This window comes from Agrobacterium sp. InxBP2 (genome assembly GCF_026191755.1).
GTDB classification, from domain to species: domain Bacteria; phylum Pseudomonadota; class Alphaproteobacteria; order Rhizobiales; family Rhizobiaceae; genus Agrobacterium; species Agrobacterium pusense.
In genome coordinates this window covers 40821-56668 of the sequence record NZ_JAINDY010000017.1, presented here as the reverse complement: position 1 = coordinate 56668, position 15848 = coordinate 40821, and the positions used below count along the sequence as shown (strand labels likewise).

Below are 15848 nucleotides of genomic sequence, written 5' to 3'. Positions count from 1 at the left end.
GAACGCCCTTCGACTTTCTGAGAAACGACGATACGTTTCGTCCGTCATGCCGGACTTGATCCGGCATCCAGCCATGGCGCGTCTGCGCCGTGAAAAGAGTCTTACGCGATCAAGGACTTGATCGCGCTGGACCCCGGATCAAGTCCGGGGTGACGGTGTGCGGATGCTATGGCCGCGCCAAACAGAATCGTCCCGCGGGATGTTGTCGATAGACCGCCTTCAAAGCACCCGGTAACGCCGGTTGAAATACATCAGCGCCTCATCACCCGCATTGATCTTCATATCCACGACCTCGCAGATGAGAATATCGTGCGTGCCGCCGTCATGGGCCTCGCGGATACGGCAATCGAATGAGACGAGCGCATCTTCGAGAACCGGCGCACCGGTTTCGAGCACGCCCCAGTTGCCCGCAGCGAAACGTTCCTCAGCAGGCGTCTTGCCGCCGAAGAGCGTGCTCAGCACCTCATGATGGGCGGCGAGCGTGTTGACGCAGACCACACCATTGGCCTTCACCACCCTGTAAGCGGAAGAATTGCGGTTGAGGCAGATGAGAAGCGTGGGCGGATTGTCGGAAACGCTGCAAACCGCCGTCGCGGCGAAGCCTGCCCGGCCTGCGGCGCCATCCGTCGTGACGATATTGACCGCCGCACCGAGCCGCGCCATGGCGTTTCTATAATCGAGGCTGCGTTGCTCTGCAGTCTTCGTCTCCATTGCCGCTTCCTTTTCAAGAGACATCATCTGCATCTAACCCATCCTTCCTTAACAGGCCATCAAGCCAGCATACAGGCGTCGTCAAAGCCAAGGCGCGGCAGGCGGCCAAAGAGTTTTGACGGATCGCCATGACCGAGATTGATGAGGAAATTGGATTTCCACGTCGTGCCGGCAAAAAACGCCGCATCCACCTTGCCCTTGTCGAAACCGGACATGGCCCCGGTATCCAACCCCAGCGCGCGGGCGGCAAGGATCAGATATCCGGCCTGAAGCGTGGCATTGCGAAAGGCAGTTTCTTCGGCCACGGCAGGGCTGGAGGTAAACCACGAACGCGCATCGGCGTGCGGAAACAGTTCCGGCAGTTTCTCGTAAAATTCGCTGTCGATGGCAGCGATGACGGTGACCGGCGCGGCCATGGTCTTTTCGAGATTGCCCGAGGAGAGTGCCGGCCGAAGCTTTTCCTTGGCTTCCGGGCTGCGCACGAAGACGAAACGTGCCGGCGAGCAATTGGCCGAAGTCGGTCCCATCTTCGTCAGGTCGTAAAGCGCGTGCAGCGTCTCGTCACTGATCGGCTTGTCCGTCCAGCCATTGTGGGTGCGTGCTTCGGTGAAAAGCGTTGCGAGTGCTGCATCATCCAGTGCTTTCGTCATCGTGCTCTAAAATCCTGTCAGAATGTTTGGTCAACCGGCAGCAGAAACTGCAAAAGCCGGGCGTTGAAAAGGTCGGGTTCGGTGATATTGACCGCGTGAGCCCCGAAATCGAGAAGGCAAAGCTCGCTTTGCGGCAAACCGTCGGCAAGACGCAACGAGCGGGTATAGGGCACCAGAAGATCGTCCTTCGTCGCCACCACCAGCACCGGATTGCCTATCTCGCCAAGCCGTGCGTCCACATCGAAGGCTCGCAGCGCCGCAATGCGGCGGAGCACATTGTCCTTGCCCTGAAAATGCGCCACGCCATGGGCATCGTCCCGTGCCAGCCGGTCCTGATTGTCAGACATCCACGCCGCCGGATAAAGGAACAGCGGCTGCGCTTTGACAAAAGCCTCGACGCCCGACTTTTCCAGAAGCTCGATTCGTACATCAAAGCAGCGCCCGGAATGCAGATCGGCCTTGCTCCACGCGTTGATAAGCACCAGCCGGTCGATAAGGCCGGGCCGCCGCAGCGCGATCTCAAGGCCGATCAGGCCACCGAGGGCATGTCCCATGAAGTGGAATTTTTCGAGGTTCAGGGCTGAGACAATTTCCAGCACATCATCCGCCATGGCGGAAATGCCGCCATCGAGCGGCACCTCGCCGCCGGTCCTGCCTGTTCCGCGATGGTCATAGGTGACGACCCGGAAATGGCTGGAAAGGGCCTCGATCTGCGGCGCCCAATAGGCGCCCGATCCGCCAAGGCCCGAAGACAGCAGGATAGTGGGCGCCTCAGGATCAGTCCGGCCATGAACCTCGAAATGCATCATCTGCCTTTTCGCCCTATTTGCCAATATGGGCGACGGTGGCGATTTCCACCAGCGCATCGGGCTTGACGAGGCCGCACTGGATGCAATAACGCGCCGGCTTGTCGCCGGGGAAATATTCCGCATAGACTGTGTTGACGGCCTGATAATTCGCCCAGTCGGTGATGAAGATGTGGTTCATCGTCACGTCTTCCATCGTGCCGCCGGCGGTCTCGATGACCGACTTGATGGTTTCGAGAACATGGCGGGTCTGCGCGCTGGCATCGCCCACATGCACGACATTGTTGTCCTTGTCAAAGGGCAGCGTGCCGGACACGTAAACCACGCCATCGGCGAGGGTTCCCGGCGAAAAGGGAGCGATGGGTTTGCTGGTGCCAACAGGGACGATGATCTTTTTCGGCATTTCGTTCTCCTCTTTGTGTTTCTCAATCAATCGGTGACGGGGGCTGCCTGCGAAATCACGCCGCAGAAATCATTGACGGTGGCCACCCAGCCGAAAAACTTCTCGACATTGTAGACCGTCGCCTGCTGGATATAGTCCGGACCGAGATGATGGGTCGCATCCTCCAGCATCACCCCGAAATATTCGAGATGGAAGGCATCGCGCAGCGAGCTTTCCACGCAGACATTGGTGGCGATGCCGACAAAGACCAGATTGCGGATGCCGCGCGCGCGCAGCACGCTATCCATATTGGTGTTGAAGAAACCGCTGTAACGCGTTTTCGGCACCAGAATATCGCCGGGCTGCGGTTGCAGCTCGTCGACAATGGCGTAGTCCCATGTGCCCTTGGCCAGCAGCTGGCCCTGCAGTTCCGGCCTCTTGCGCATGGTCTTCAGCGCATTGGACTTGTGCCAGTTAGGCGAACCCGGCCCACCTGCCTCGACATAGTCCTTGTCCCAGCCATTCTGGAAATAGATGACCTGGACACCGGCGGCCCGCGCCGCATCCAGCGTCTTCTTGATGTTGGCGATGGTGCCCTTTGCGCCTGAGATGTCGAAACCGGCCAGATCGACATAACCGCCCTCGGTGGAATAGGCGTTCTGCATGTCGACCACGACAACGGCGGTCTCGCTGGGTTTCAGGGTAATCGGCTCCGGCCTTGCGGGAAGCGTCACGCTTTCCGAACGGCTCTCCGGGCCCTTGTAACCCGCCACGACGGCTTCGCTCATTCCGCTGCCTCCAGTGCCGCTTGAACATGCGCGCGGCTCTTCATCAGCGGCTGCACGTATTTGCCGAATTTTTCGACCCCTTCGAGGAAATCATCGAAGGTCAGCATCACGCCCCCCGTTCCCGGCACCTCGCTCATTTCATCCAGCATGGCCGCCACTTCCCCATAGGAGCCGATTAAGGTTCCCATGTTGATATTGACCGCAGAGACGGGGTTGGACATATGCCGGACATTGGTGTCGGAGCCGGATTTGGTGTCAACGGCGCTCTGCAGGCCGAGCCACTTGATGGCGTCCTCGTCGGCACCTGCCTTGTAATGCTCCCACTTCGCCCAGGCATCCTCGGATTTTTCCTCGGCTAGCACCATGGTCAGCACCACGGACTTAACCTCGCGGCCGCTCTTTTCCGTTGCCGCCAGAAGCCGCTCATTGGTGGGCGCAAAGGCCTTGGGCGTGTTGACGCCAACGCCGAAGCAGAAGCTGTAGTCGGCGAATTTGGCCGAAAACGCCATGCCGGAATTGGACGACCCGGCGCAGATGAGCTTCACATCACCCTGCGGCACCGGCTTCATGCGGCAATCATCCATCTGGAAGAACTTGCCCTTGTAGTCCGACTGACCTTCCGTCAGCAGCTCTTTCAGCACAGTCGTATATTCACCGAGATATTCGTAACGATCACCGAAATAATCATCGCCCGGCCAAAGACCCATCTGGCTATATTCCGGCCGCTGCCAGCCGGTAATGAGGTTGATGCCGAAACGGCCACCGGAAATGGAATCGATCGTCGTCGCCATACGCGCGACGATGGCCGGCGGCATGACCAGCGTCGCGGCGGTGCCGAACAGCTTGATCTTGGAGGTGACGGCGGCCAGCCCCGCCATCAGCGTAAAGGATTCCAGATTGTAATCCCAGAATTCGGTCTTGCCGCCAAAGCCGCGCAACTTGATCATCGACAGCGCAAAGTCAAAACCATACTGCTCCGCTTTCAGCGTGATCGCCTTGTTCAGATCAAAGCTCGGTTTGTATTGCGGCGCGTTTTCGGAAAGAAGCCACCCATTGTTCCCGATCGGGATAAAAACACCAACTTCCATTTTGCTGTTCCCTTTTTTGCGTCAGGTGTCTCCTGACTTGAGAAAAGAGTAGCAGGTTCTGTGCCAGACCAAATACAATAATTTTATCAAATGGATAAAATTTTGGGCTGCGTAGAGCGTTGATCAAAAGACAAAATTTTTATCATTTGGTAAAAATATTTGCCTGTTTATTCGGCAAATATTGAGAGCGGCACATCAAAGGCGAGTGGCCCTTACCCAGTCGCAGACCGATTTAAGAAATCCGAAGGCCCTCCTCCGTCATGCCGGACCCGATCCGGCATCCATTCACGGCGCGTCTGCGCCGTGAATGGAATCTTTCGCGATCAAGGACTTGATCGCACTGGACCCCGGATCAAGTCCGGGGTGACGGCGGTTGGGAGTTAAGACTCAATCAAATGCGCACGCGCGAGGGGGCATTTCTGCGCGACGAGGACAACAACCGCGCAGTTATGCGAAACCCTCAGCCCATCCGCTGCTGCGCATAAGCATGGACCGCCCGAAACGCCTCTTCAGCGCCGGCAACAACACGCTCTTCTTCTTCCACCGTCAGCGAAATTTCATCGAGGGCCGCAGTAAAGGTGCGCCAGTGCAGGCCGCGTCCTTCCGGTGCGCCGGCCAGATGGCGCGCGCCGAATTCTTCATCCAGACCGAGCTTGGCTGCATCCTTCAGCAGGAAGGCAGCGCCAAGATTGGAGCCCTCGACCACGTAAAGCCAGCCCATAGCCTCCGGCAGATCGAAGGGCGTTTCGGCGGTAAAGCGCGGTTCGGACGTTTCCGGAATGGCAAGACCGAGATCGGCAAGGTCCTGCTCGATCATGGGAAGACGACGACGGCCCTTGAGGTCGGGGAGCAGACCATCAAGCGTGTGATTGGAGAAAAAGGCATCGAGATCGCGATGGAAGAGATATTGCGTTTCCACGAATTTGCCGAAGTTCTCCCGGCTTATGAACGGCTTCGCCGCCATGATGAAGGCATCCAGATCGCCATGCGCACCGCGCGTTGCAGCTTTCAGGCGCTTGACGCGGCTCTGCTCGATCTCTGCTACAGGCGCTGCCGGCTCGGCGATGGTCATGATGATGGTCCCTTTATCCCTATATTCAGACTGCCTGATAAAAATCTTTACTCCAACAGTCAAATTTATTTTCGCACTATCGACACGCCTTGGAAAGAGCATGGGGCCGCCATCTCCCTGGCAGGGCAGCCTACTCTAAGCTTTCTTGACCCTTCGCCTCAACACCTGACGGCGCGGCCAGAAACGAAGAGAAACCTCAAATCGCACTTCCGGACAATCATATTGCAATTAGCTCTTTACAACTAACATGTCAGCATGCCATCAATTCGTAGTCACCTTGGAGGAGCATCTTAATTGACCCAGAAATTCGGCCTTTCGGCAGCCCTGACAACCCCTTTCAAAACGGACGGAACGGTCGATATCGATGTCATGATCGCCCATGCCCGCCGCTGCCTGTCAAATGGTTGCGACAGCGTGACGCTTTTCGGTACGACAGGCGAAGGATGCTCGGTCGGCAGCCGCGAGCGGCAGGTCATTCTCTCCCGCTTCATCGAGGCGGGTGTTGCGCCTGCCCGTCTGGTCACTGGCGTTCTGGTGGATTCCATTGAGGACGCGGCCGACCAGTCGGCGGAAGCGCTGAAAGCCGGTGCCCGCAATATTCTGCTCGCGCCACCCTCCTATTTCAAGAATGTCAGCGATGACGGCCTGTTTGCCTGGTTCTCGGCGGTGTTCGAAAAAATCGGCAAGGATGCGCGCGACATTCTCGTCTACAATATTCCTTCCGTAACCATGGTCACCTTGTCCGTGGAACTGGTCGGAAGGTTGAAAAAGGCATTTCCCGGCGTCGTCACGGGCGTGAAGGATTCCTCCGGCAACTGGAGCCACACCGAGCGCCTGCTGAAAGAGCACGGCGATCTCGCAATCCTGATCGGCGATGAGCGCGACTTGGCCAAGGGTGTTCGCCTCGGCGGTCAGGGTGCGATATCGGGCGTAGCCAATTTCCTCACACAGGAAGTGCGCGCCATGGCCGTCGACGGCAAGGATGACAAGCGCGTCGAGGATCTTGTTGTGGAACTTCTGAAATTCCCGGTTACACCAGCCGTCAAGGTGCTGGTATCACACACGACAGGGGAAAATATCTGGTCGGATGTGCGTGCACCGCTGGTGGCGATTTCACCTGAGGATCGGCGGCAGATCGAAGGCGCTTTCGACGCGCTGTTTCGCAGGCAGGCCGCCTGAACGGAGCTGAAAGGTTGAGCATGGACGATACCGGCGAACAGACATTGCGGGAACGGGCGTATGAAAGCTTTACGCATCACCTTCTCTCGCGTGATGTTCGCCCGGGGCAATTCATCTCGCAGCGCCGCCTTGTGGAACTGACAGGTCTACCCCTCGGCGCGATCCGGGAGGCAATTCCGCGGCTGGAGGCGGAAGGGCTGATCAAGACCGTGCCGCAGCGGGGATTACAGGTTGCCCATATCGACATCAATCTCATCCGCGAAGCATTCCAGTTCCGTATCTTCCTCGAAAAGGAGGCCGTGGCGCTGTTTACCCGTTCTGCCTCAGACGCAGCTATTGCGAAACTGTTGAAACAGCATCGCGATATCGCCGAAGCGGCCGAAAATGCCGGGGAATCGCCGGAACTTGAGCAGCACGCGCAGCAGGTGGACTGGGGCATGCACGATGCCTTCATCGATGCGCTCGGCAATTCGATCATCTCGAATGCCTACCGGGTCAATTCCATCAAGATGCGCCTCATCAATCAGGAGCGCTTTCGCATCGCCGGCCATGTGAAGTCGGTCATGAAGGAACATCTCGCCATTCTCGAAGCCATCGAGAGGCGATCCGTGGAAGACGCCGTGGAACGGCTGACCGCCCATATCCGCAACGCAAGGGACAGGGCGCTGGCGGTTTAGGGCAAATCCGGCGGGACAAAGAGGGTCTGCGCCGGCCTTGCAGGGAATAAGCAACAAGCCGGGGTGAGGAGAATTTCCGGCTAACTGGAGGAGAACAGACATGACGCATTCATTGCTCAACCCCACGCGCCGCGCCTTTCTGGCAGGCACGGCGGCGCTTGGCGGCAGCGCGGTGCTCGGCATTCGCCCGGCATCGGCGGCGGTGAACTGGAAGAAACACGCGGGCACTACCCTTGAAGTCAATCTCGTCAAAAGCCCGCGCAGCGAAACGCTGATCAAATATCTCGGCGAGTTCGAAGAGCTGACCGGCATCAAGGTCAATGCCGAAGCGACACCGGAACAGCAGCAGCGCCAGAAGGTGGTTATCGAACTTTCCTCCGGCAAGCCTAGCTTCGACGTGGTGCATCTGAGCTACCATGTGCAGAAGCGCCAGTTCGAAAAGGGCAAGTGGCTGGCTGATATCAGCGGCTTCCTGAAAGACCCGTCACTCACCGATCCGTCGTTGGCCGAAAAGGACTTTGCCGAGGCCGGCATGCTGTTCGCCAAGGACAGCGACGGCGTGCTGCGCTCGCTGCCCTTCTCGGTGGATTACTGGATCGTCTACTGGAACAAGGAGCTCTTCGAAGCGAAGGGCCTGAAATACCCCGAAACTTTCGAGGAGCTGGTAACGGCGGCGGAAAAGATCACCGATCCCGCAACCAACACCTATGGTTTCGTGGCGCGTGGCCTCAAGAACGCCAATACACCGGTCTGGACCTCGCTGATGCTCGGCTACGGCGCAAAGCCGATCGTCGACGGCAAGGTCAACACCGAATCCAAGGAGGCGGTTGAAGCCGCCAAGCTCTATCAGCGCCTGATGACCAAAGCCGCCCCTCCCGGCGTCTCCGGCTTCAACTGGGCGGAAGCGCAGTCGGCCTTCCTGCAGGGCAAGATCGGCATGTGGTTCGATGGCGTCGGTTTTGCGCCGCCGATCGAGAACCCGGAAAAATCCCGTGTCGTCGGCAAGGTTGGTTATGGCGTCATGCCGAAGGGCCCGGCAGCGCAGGCCGCTGGCACATTCGGTGATGGCCTCGGTGTCGTCGAAGCCAGCAGCAAGAAGGAAGCCGCTTACCTCTTCTGCCAATGGGCGATCTCACACGAAATGGGTGCGCGACTGCTGCAGGCGGGCGCCGGCGTTCCGTTCCGCCAGTCCATCCTCGAGGACCAGAAGGTGCGCGAGGGCGTCAAGATGCCGGCCGCCTGGCTGGATGCCGTTGTCGGTTCCGGCAAGGTCTCGCAGCTTGCCCTTCCCGTTATCATTCCGGTGACGGAGTTCCGCGACATCTACGGCGTCGGCCTCACCAACATGATCGGCGGCGCCGACCCGGCGGCGGAACTCAAGAAGGCAACGGAACAGTTCACACCCGTTCTGGCGCGTAGCGAGGGATAATGGCCTCCGTGAGCATCGAAAACACCAAGACAGGCGTCAGTCGCAAAGAAGGGAGCAGGCCCGCAAGGCTTGCTCCCAACTACTGGCCCTTCGTCATCCCGGCACTGGTCGTCATTTCGGCTGTAATCGTTTTTCCGTGGGTCTTCACCCTCTGGATGAGCGCGCATCGCTGGACGCTGGGGCAGGAGCAGAGCTTCATCGGGTTCGAGAATTACGTGAGGCTCGCAAGCGACGCCAGGTTCTGGGAATCGCTCTGGCACACGCTCGTTTATACCGTGCTGTCGGTCGTTGCCCCGCTGTTTCTCGGAACTTTGGCGGCGCTGGTTTTCGATGCGCAGTTTCCGCTGCGCGGTTTTCTGCGCGGCGTTTTCGTCATGCCGATGATGGCGACCCCGGTCGCCATCGCGCTCGTCTGGACCATGATGTTCCACCCGCAGCTCGGCGTCCTGAACTATCTCCTGTCCTTCATCCACATCGGCCCGCTGGAATGGATCTACAATCAGTCGACCGTCATTCCGTCGCTGGTGCTGGTGGAAACCTGGCAATGGACGCCGCTCGTCATGCTGATCGTGCTCGGTGGGTTGGCGGCTGTTCCGCGCGAACCCTATGAAAGCGCGGAAATCGACGGCGCCAATGCCTGGCAGAAATTTCGCTACCTGACCATGCCGATGATCGCGCCGTTCCTGATGATCGCCGTCATCATCCGCTCCATCGATGCCGTCAAGAGCTTCGACATCATCTATGCGATGACCCAGGGCGGGCCGGGCACGGCCTCCGAAACCATCAACATCTATCTCTACAATACGGCGTTTGCTTATTACGACATCGGTTACGGCTCGGCCATGGCCGTCGTCTTTTTCATCATCATCGTGGCGCTTTCCTTCGTGCTTCTGATGGTGCGCCAGCGCTCGCAATGGAACGAGATGGAGGATCGCTGATGTCCGCAAAAATCCTGAAACGCAGAAATCTCGACCGGCTCGGCCTGTTCTTCGTGGCGCTGGTGATGATTTCGCCTGTTATCCTGTTCTTCATCTGGATGATCTCGCTGTCTCTGAAATATGAAATCGACAACGGCGCCTATCCGCCAATCCTGATACCCGAACGTTTCGCCTGGTCGAACTATGTGAAGGTGTTCGAAGAGAACAATTTCTTCCTCTATTTCTGGAATTCGGTCCTCGTGACAGGGGCGGCCACCATTCTGGCGCTCGTCATCGGCGTTCCCGCCGGTTACGGCATCGCGCGGCTGAAGGCGGAAAAGTCGGCGGTCGTCATCATGATCGCCCGCATGACACCCGGCCTTTCTTTCCTCATTCCGCTGTTCCTGCTGTTCCAATGGCTGAACCTGCTCGGCACGCTCTGGCCGCAGATCATCATCCATCTTGTCGTGACGGTGCCGATCGTCGTCTGGATCATGATCGGTTATTTCGAGACGACACCGAAGGAGCTGGAAGAGGCCGCAAGCATTGATGGCGCATCCTCCTGGCAGGTGTTTCGCCTCGTGGCGCTACCGATCGCCAAGCCCGGCATCGTCGTCTCCTTCATTCTGGCGGTCATCTTCTCGTGGAACAACTTCGTCTTCGGCATCGTGCTGGCCAGCCGTGAAACCCGCACCCTGCCGGTCGCGGTCTACAACATGCTGTCCTTCGAACAGGTGAGCTGGGGTCCGCTGGCTGCAGCCGCGTTGATTGTGACGCTGCCAGTGCTGCTGCTCACCATGTTCGCACAGAAACAGATCGTGGCGGGCCTGACCGCCGGCGCCGTCAAGGGCGGCTGAACCATCAAACAAATAAATACGGGAACCTGCACATGGCACCGGTCAATATCCAAAACGTCCAGAAGCGCTTCGGCTCCGTCAACGTCATCCACGGCATCGATATCGACATCAAGGATGGCGAATTCGTCGTCCTCGTCGGTCCTTCGGGCTGCGGCAAATCCACCCTGCTGCGCATGATTGCAGGGCTGGAAGAGCTGAGCGATGGCGAAATCCATATCGGCCCGCGCGAGGTCAGTCACCTGCCCGCCCGCGACCGCGATATCGCCATGGTCTTCCAGAACTACGCGCTTTATCCACACATGACGGTCAAGGACAATATGGGCTTTGCGCTGAAACTGAAGAAGGTGAGTGCCGAGGAAACCAAGGCCAAGGTGGACCGGGCCGCCGCCATTCTGGGACTGGAAAAACTGCTCGACCGTTATCCGCGCCAGCTCTCCGGCGGCCAGCGCCAGCGTGTCGCCATGGGCCGCGCGCTGGTGCGAGACCCGCAGGTCTTCCTGTTCGATGAACCGCTTTCCAACCTCGACGCCAAGCTGCGCGTGCAGATGCGCGGCGAGATCAAGGCCATGCACCAGCGCATCGGCACGACGACCATCTACGTCACACACGACCAGGTGGAAGCCATGACCATGGCCGACAAGATCGTGGTGCTGCATGACGGCGTGATCGAACAGATCGGCGCACCGCTGGAGCTATACGACAATCCCGCCAACCTCTTCGTTGCCGGCTTCATCGGCTCACCCGCCATGAACTTCATTCGCGGCCGGGTCGAAGAAGGCGTCTTCCGCACTGCCAAGGGTCTCAGCCTGCCGCTGCCCGCCCATGCCGATATCGGCAAGCTCGGCGGCCGAGACCTGGTCTACGGCGTGCGCCCGGAACATATCCGCGCGGCCGAGACCGGCATTGAAGGCCGGGTCGAACTGGTCGAAGGCACCGGATCGGAAATCTATGCCAAACTCGATTGCAAGGGCGACGACATCGCCTGCCTGTTCCGCGAACGCCTCAATGTCCGCTTCGGCGATATGATCCACATTGCCATCGATCCGGCAACGGTGCATCTGTTCGACAAAGACAGCGGCAAGCGTATTTGAACACGGCAGGAGTGAGCAGCATGGCAGACAATCAGGGCGGCAAGCATGTCCTCTGCGTGGGGGCAGCCGTGCTCGACACCCTGTTTCGCGTTCACGACATGCCAAAGGGTGAAGGCAAGGTCCTGCCCTATGAAATGCTGCAGATCGCCGAAGGCATGGCTTCCAGCGCTGCCTATGCCGTGCATCGCATGGGCGGCCGCGCCAGCCTATGGGGAGCGGTGGGCGACGACGAGACCGGAAGCCGTATCCTTCGCGATCTTAGCGAAAGCGGCATCAACACGAGCGGTATGACGGTCGCGACTGGCGCACGCTCGGCCCTGTCAACGATTATCATCGATAACAGGGGAGAGCGGCTGATCGTGCCGTTCTACGATCACCGGCTGCACGAGAAGAAGCGGTCGTGCACGCCGCAAGACATTGCGCCGTTCGACGCCGTTCTGGTGGATGTGCGCTGGCCGGAACTAGCGCTTGACGTGCTCACCGTGGCACGCGCACTCGGCAAACCCGCCATTCTCGATGGAGACGTTGCACCCGTCGAAACCTTGAGAAGCTTGCACCAGTCGCGAGCCATATCGTCTTTTCCGAACCCGCTGCTGCCCGGCTGACGGGGCTTGAAACGGTGAAAGAAATGCTGCCGGTGCTGCATGCTCGCTACCCTGAGACCTTCATCGCCGTTACCGCCGGTCCACTAGGCTGTTGGTGGACGGAAGCCGGTGATCCCACGGTGCATTTCCAGTCAACGATGCAGGTCGAAGCGGTGGACACGCTGGCGGCGGGCGATATTTTCCACGGCACGTTTGCACTTGCGATGGCTGAGCGCATGGAAAGCCGCGCCGCCATCCGCCTCTCCTCCGTTGCTGCCGCGCTCAAATGCACGGTCTTCGGCGGCCGGGCCGGCGCACCGACGCGCGAAGAGACGGAAGACGCGATACGGCAATGGCAGGAGCGTGATGGCGAACCCGCGCTGCGCGCCTCCTGAGGGCATCCATTGCCCGCATAAAACTATTCCATTTTTGCGATGCCGTTTCCCGGCGAACTAGGCTAACGTCAAGTCAGAGCAAAGCTTTTCGCAAGATGCGCTCGCCTCGACCTCAGCCCGAATTCCGCCGCAAAAGTGATCGCCCGATGCATCAGACGACCCGCCCGAGACTGCGCGATATCGGTTTCCGGCCCGGCCATTTCGAAACCGGCCGGCTCAACGCCATCACCGATGTCGAAGGGGTGGCCGTTGGCCATTCGACCGTCATCGAAGGAGACAAAATACGCACCGGCGCAACCGCGATCCTGCCGCATTACGGCAACCTGTTTCAGGACAAGGTGCCCGCCGCCTTCGCCGTCTATAACGGCTTCGGCAAATTTGCAGGCTCAACCCAGATTGAGGAATTGGGCGAACTCGAAACGCCAGTTATCCTCACCAATACGCTGGCAACCGGTCGTGCCATCGAGGCGATCAACCGCCATACGCTGGCGCAGCCGGGGAATGAAAAAGTCGTCTCGATCAATGCCGTCGTCGGCGAGACCAACGATTCCCGCCTGAACGACATCCGCGCCGGCCGCCCGACCGTCGAGGAAATCTCGTCCGCGTTGAAAAATGCGACCATCGGCCCCATCGCAGAGGGCGGGGTGGGCGCAGGAACCGGCACGGTCGCCTTCGGCATGAAGGGCGGCATCGGCACCGCCTCCCGCCTCGTCACCATTGCCGGTGATGCTTACACCATCGGCGTTCTCGTACAATCCAACTATGGCGGCCATCTGCTGGTCTGCGGCAAACCCTATGTCAGCGCTGATCACCAGGACAAGGATGGCTCCATCGTCATCATTGTCGCCACCGACGCGCCGCTCTCTTCCCGCAATCTGAAGCGCTTGGCGGCCAGAAGCTTCGGCGGACTTGCCCGCACGGGTGCGGCACTCAGCAATGGCTCCGGTGATTATGCGCTGGCATTTTCCACCGATCAGCGCCTGCGCCGCACGCCTGCGCGCCGCAAGGCCGTTACGGACTACCCCGAGCTTTCCAACGACGCGATCTCGCCGCTCTTCGAAGCCACGATAGAGGCGACGGAGGAAGCGATCGTCAATTCGCTCTGCGCAGCAGAAACGACAACCGGCTTCAATGCCGGCACCGGCAAGGCCTCCACGGTCGAAGCCATTTCCATCGACACCCTCAAAACCCTTCTTTCAGCCTGACTTTTCCAGACGGAGTTTTCATGACTAGCCCATCCGGTCGCATCGTTTACGTCAACGGCGAGTTCCTGCCCGAAGCGGACGCCCGCCTTTCCATCTTCGACCGAGGATTCCTGTTTGGCGACGGCATCTACGAGGTCACCTCCGTTCTGGAAGGCAAATTGATCGACAGCGACCTGCATATGGCGCGGCTGGAACGCAGCGCCCGCGAGATCGATGTCGCCCTGCCGGTCACGACCGGCGAGATCGTCGAGGCCGAACGTCGCCTGATCGCCGACAACAATCTCGTCGAAGGCATGATCTATCTGCAGCTGACGCGTGGTGCGGAAGATCGCAACTTCCTGTTCTCTGCCGATCTGAAGCCGACGCTGGTCATGTTCACCCAGGCGAAGAAGCTGATCGGCACTCCGGTCGAAGAGGTCGGGATCGCCGTCAAGTCGGTTCCCGACCAGCGCTGGGAACGCCGCGACATCAAGAGCGTCTGCCTGCTTCCGCAGGTCATGGCAAAGCGCATCGCCAAGGCCGAAGGCTGTGACGAGGCGTGGATGATCGAGAACGGTTTCGTCACTGAAGGCGCGTCCTCCACCGCCTATATCGTCACCGCCGATAAGAAGATCATCACCCGCGGCAACAGCAACAAGACCCTGCCCGGCTGCACCCGCCTCGCCGCCCTGCAACTGGCAAAGGAAGCAGGCTTCACGCTGGAGGAACGCCCCTTCACGCTGGAAGAGGCGCTGAATGCCGATGAAGCCTGCCTGACCAGCGCCTCCAACTTCGTGGTTTCGGTCACGAAGATCGACGGCAAGCCGGTAGGCAACGGAAAGCCCGGACCGATGGTAAGCCGCCTGCGCGCGCTCTACCTCGAAAACGCACGCCGCACGGCGATCTGATCGAACGCGTTTTGTTTATCGCATTTCCGGTCGGAGAACCGCGGCCGGAAATGCTCTAGTCTTCGAGAACCGCCCAGATGCGCTCGACAACGGGCCGGCGGTTCTCCTTGGAGCGATAGAGCCTGATATCGACCGCGATATCGTAGGTCGGGTCTGCAGCCCGCACCAGAGCACCGCTATCAAGCTCGTGCCGCATCAGGCTTTCCGGTACCCAGGCCACACCCCAGCCGGCCATCGCCATGGCCTTCAGCCCCACCGACATGCTGCCCTCATGCACCCGCTCGAATTGCGGCAGCCGCGCGCTCAGAAGATCGCGAAGCAAAGGCCCGAAGAACGACGCTTTTTCATAATCCAGATAAGCGAAGGGTTTTTTCGCACCTTGCTGAAGCGCGTGCAGCGGTGAACCGTCTTTTGCGGGCGCTGAAACGGGAATGATCTTTTCCGCGCCCAGCACGCGGAATTCGAAAAGCTGCGCATCGAGCAACATCGGCACTTCGGGATGGGCATAGGTCAGAAGGAAATCGCTTTGCCCGTCCACCAGTGAATTGAGGTTTTCCTCCATGCTGCCGGAATCGGGCCGCAGAACCGAAAACAGCGGCCCGGCCTTCTCGTTCACACGTTTCAGCCAATCCGGAAAGAAGGTGAAGGATAAAGTATGCAGCGCTGTCAGCCGCACCGTCCTGGCATCCGCCCCCTCCTCCTGAAGAAGCGTGCGCCGTGCGTGGTAAAGCTGTTTCAGCGTTTCCTGGGCGACAGGCACGAATTTCGCCCCCGCCTCTGTCAGCCGGGAAGGATAGGATGCCCGGTCGACCAGCGTCGCGCCCACCCAGGCTTCCAGCTGCTTGATGCGCCGGCTGAAAGCCGATTGCGTCACATGCCGCTCATCCGCCGCCTTCGAAAAATTCAGCGTTCCGGCCAGCGCCAGGAAATCCTCGAGCCATTTGACTTCCAAGGGTCTGTTCTCCCACAAAGATGCCATCCCGGCCTGCCGGGAACACGGCTCTTTATTAGGAGGAATAGGAGCTGATTGAAACCCGTTAGAAGGTTTCAGGCTGTTGAGGAAATAGCCCGAGCCCCATTCTCGTCATCCCTCGGCTTGCACATCCTCTGGAGAGGTCCGAGCATGTGGC

Annotated in this window: 16 protein-coding genes and 1 pseudogene; 9 read left to right on the top strand and 8 right to left on the bottom strand. The window is 59.4% G+C overall.

Going from position 1 to position 15848, the window contains the following annotated elements; all coding sequences use genetic code 11:
* Window positions 1-219: 219 nt before the first annotated feature.
* The 7 genes from rutF to K7A42_RS01120 form a co-directional block, all read right to left on the bottom strand.
* Complete coding sequence (gene rutF, locus K7A42_RS01150; protein ID WP_004443483.1) at window positions 220-744, bottom strand: NADH-dependent FMN reductase RutF; 525 nt, start codon at window positions 742-744, stop codon at window positions 220-222.
* Window positions 745-770: 26 nt separating this feature from the next.
* The gene (locus tag K7A42_RS01145; RefSeq protein WP_282454671.1) at window positions 771-1361 is read right to left on the bottom strand and encodes a malonic semialdehyde reductase; all 591 of its coding nucleotides are present in this window, start codon (window positions 1359-1361) and stop codon (window positions 771-773) included.
* A 17-nt stretch (window positions 1362-1378) separates the two neighbouring features.
* Complete coding sequence (rutD, locus tag K7A42_RS01140; protein WP_282454670.1) at window positions 1379-2170, bottom strand: pyrimidine utilization protein D; 792 nt, start codon at window positions 2168-2170, stop codon at window positions 1379-1381.
* Window positions 2171-2183: 13 nt separating this feature from the next.
* A complete protein-coding gene (gene rutC, locus K7A42_RS01135) occupies window positions 2184-2570 on the bottom strand; it encodes a pyrimidine utilization protein C (protein WP_004443491.1) in 387 nt (128 codons plus the stop codon).
* A gap of 26 nt (window positions 2571-2596) precedes the next feature.
* Window positions 2597-3337 (bottom strand): pyrimidine utilization protein B, encoded by a 741-nt coding sequence (gene rutB / locus K7A42_RS01130; protein ID WP_060723695.1) that lies wholly within the window; start codon window positions 3335-3337, stop codon window positions 2597-2599.
* The gene (gene rutA, locus K7A42_RS01125; protein WP_022556853.1) at window positions 3334-4425 is read right to left on the bottom strand and encodes a pyrimidine utilization protein A; all 1092 of its coding nucleotides are present in this window, start codon (window positions 4423-4425) and stop codon (window positions 3334-3336) included. Before rutA ends, rutB begins: the two co-directional genes overlap by 4 nt.
* 460 nt (window positions 4426-4885) lie before the next feature.
* Entirely contained in the window at window positions 4886-5497 is a 612-nt protein-coding gene (locus tag K7A42_RS01120; protein WP_282454669.1) for a biliverdin-producing heme oxygenase, read from the bottom strand.
* Window positions 5498-5791: 294 nt separating this feature from the next.
* Between K7A42_RS01120 and K7A42_RS01115 the strand changes: the two genes are divergently transcribed.
* The 9 genes and pseudogenes from K7A42_RS01115 (at window position 5792) to K7A42_RS01075 (ending at window position 14718) form a co-directional block, all read left to right on the top strand.
* Window positions 5792-6676: a dihydrodipicolinate synthase family protein gene (locus tag K7A42_RS01115; RefSeq protein WP_282454668.1), complete on the top strand. Its 885-nt coding sequence runs from the start codon at window positions 5792-5794 to the stop codon at window positions 6674-6676.
* Between the two features lie 20 nt (window positions 6677-6696).
* Window positions 6697-7353: a GntR family transcriptional regulator gene (locus K7A42_RS01110; RefSeq protein ID WP_282454667.1), complete on the top strand. Its 657-nt coding sequence runs from the start codon at window positions 6697-6699 to the stop codon at window positions 7351-7353.
* 100 nt (window positions 7354-7453) lie between these two features.
* Window positions 7454-8782, top strand: a complete 1329-nt coding sequence (locus K7A42_RS01105) for an ABC transporter substrate-binding protein (RefSeq protein WP_045532247.1) — start codon at window positions 7454-7456, stop codon at window positions 8780-8782.
* Complete coding sequence (locus K7A42_RS01100; protein ID WP_107340768.1) at window positions 8782-9720, top strand: carbohydrate ABC transporter permease; 939 nt, start codon at window positions 8782-8784, stop codon at window positions 9718-9720. The genes K7A42_RS01105 and K7A42_RS01100 overlap by 1 nt, the downstream gene beginning before the upstream one ends.
* Window positions 9721-9734: 14 nt before the next feature.
* Entirely contained in the window at window positions 9735-10556 is an 822-nt protein-coding gene (locus K7A42_RS01095) for a carbohydrate ABC transporter permease (RefSeq protein WP_169538611.1), read from the top strand.
* A gap of 32 nt (window positions 10557-10588) precedes the next feature.
* Window positions 10589-11647, top strand: a complete 1059-nt coding sequence (locus K7A42_RS01090) for an ABC transporter ATP-binding protein (RefSeq protein ID WP_282454666.1) — start codon at window positions 10589-10591, stop codon at window positions 11645-11647.
* Between the two features lie 20 nt (window positions 11648-11667).
* Window positions 11668-12626 (top strand): annotated as a pseudogene (locus K7A42_RS01085) (sugar kinase).
* 146 nt (window positions 12627-12772) lie between these two features.
* Window positions 12773-13831 (top strand): P1 family peptidase, encoded by a 1059-nt coding sequence (locus K7A42_RS01080; RefSeq protein ID WP_282454665.1) that lies wholly within the window; start codon window positions 12773-12775, stop codon window positions 13829-13831.
* 20 nt (window positions 13832-13851) lie between these two features.
* Complete coding sequence (locus tag K7A42_RS01075; protein WP_006697595.1) at window positions 13852-14718, top strand: D-amino-acid transaminase; 867 nt, start codon at window positions 13852-13854, stop codon at window positions 14716-14718.
* A gap of 55 nt (window positions 14719-14773) precedes the next feature.
* Here K7A42_RS01075 and K7A42_RS01070 read toward each other — a convergent pair whose 3' ends face one another.
* On the bottom strand, window positions 14774-15670 hold the full coding sequence (locus K7A42_RS01070; RefSeq protein ID WP_072494812.1) for a LysR substrate-binding domain-containing protein: 897 nt from the start codon (window positions 15668-15670) through the stop codon (window positions 14774-14776).
* Between the last annotated feature and the right edge of the window lie 178 nt (window positions 15671-15848).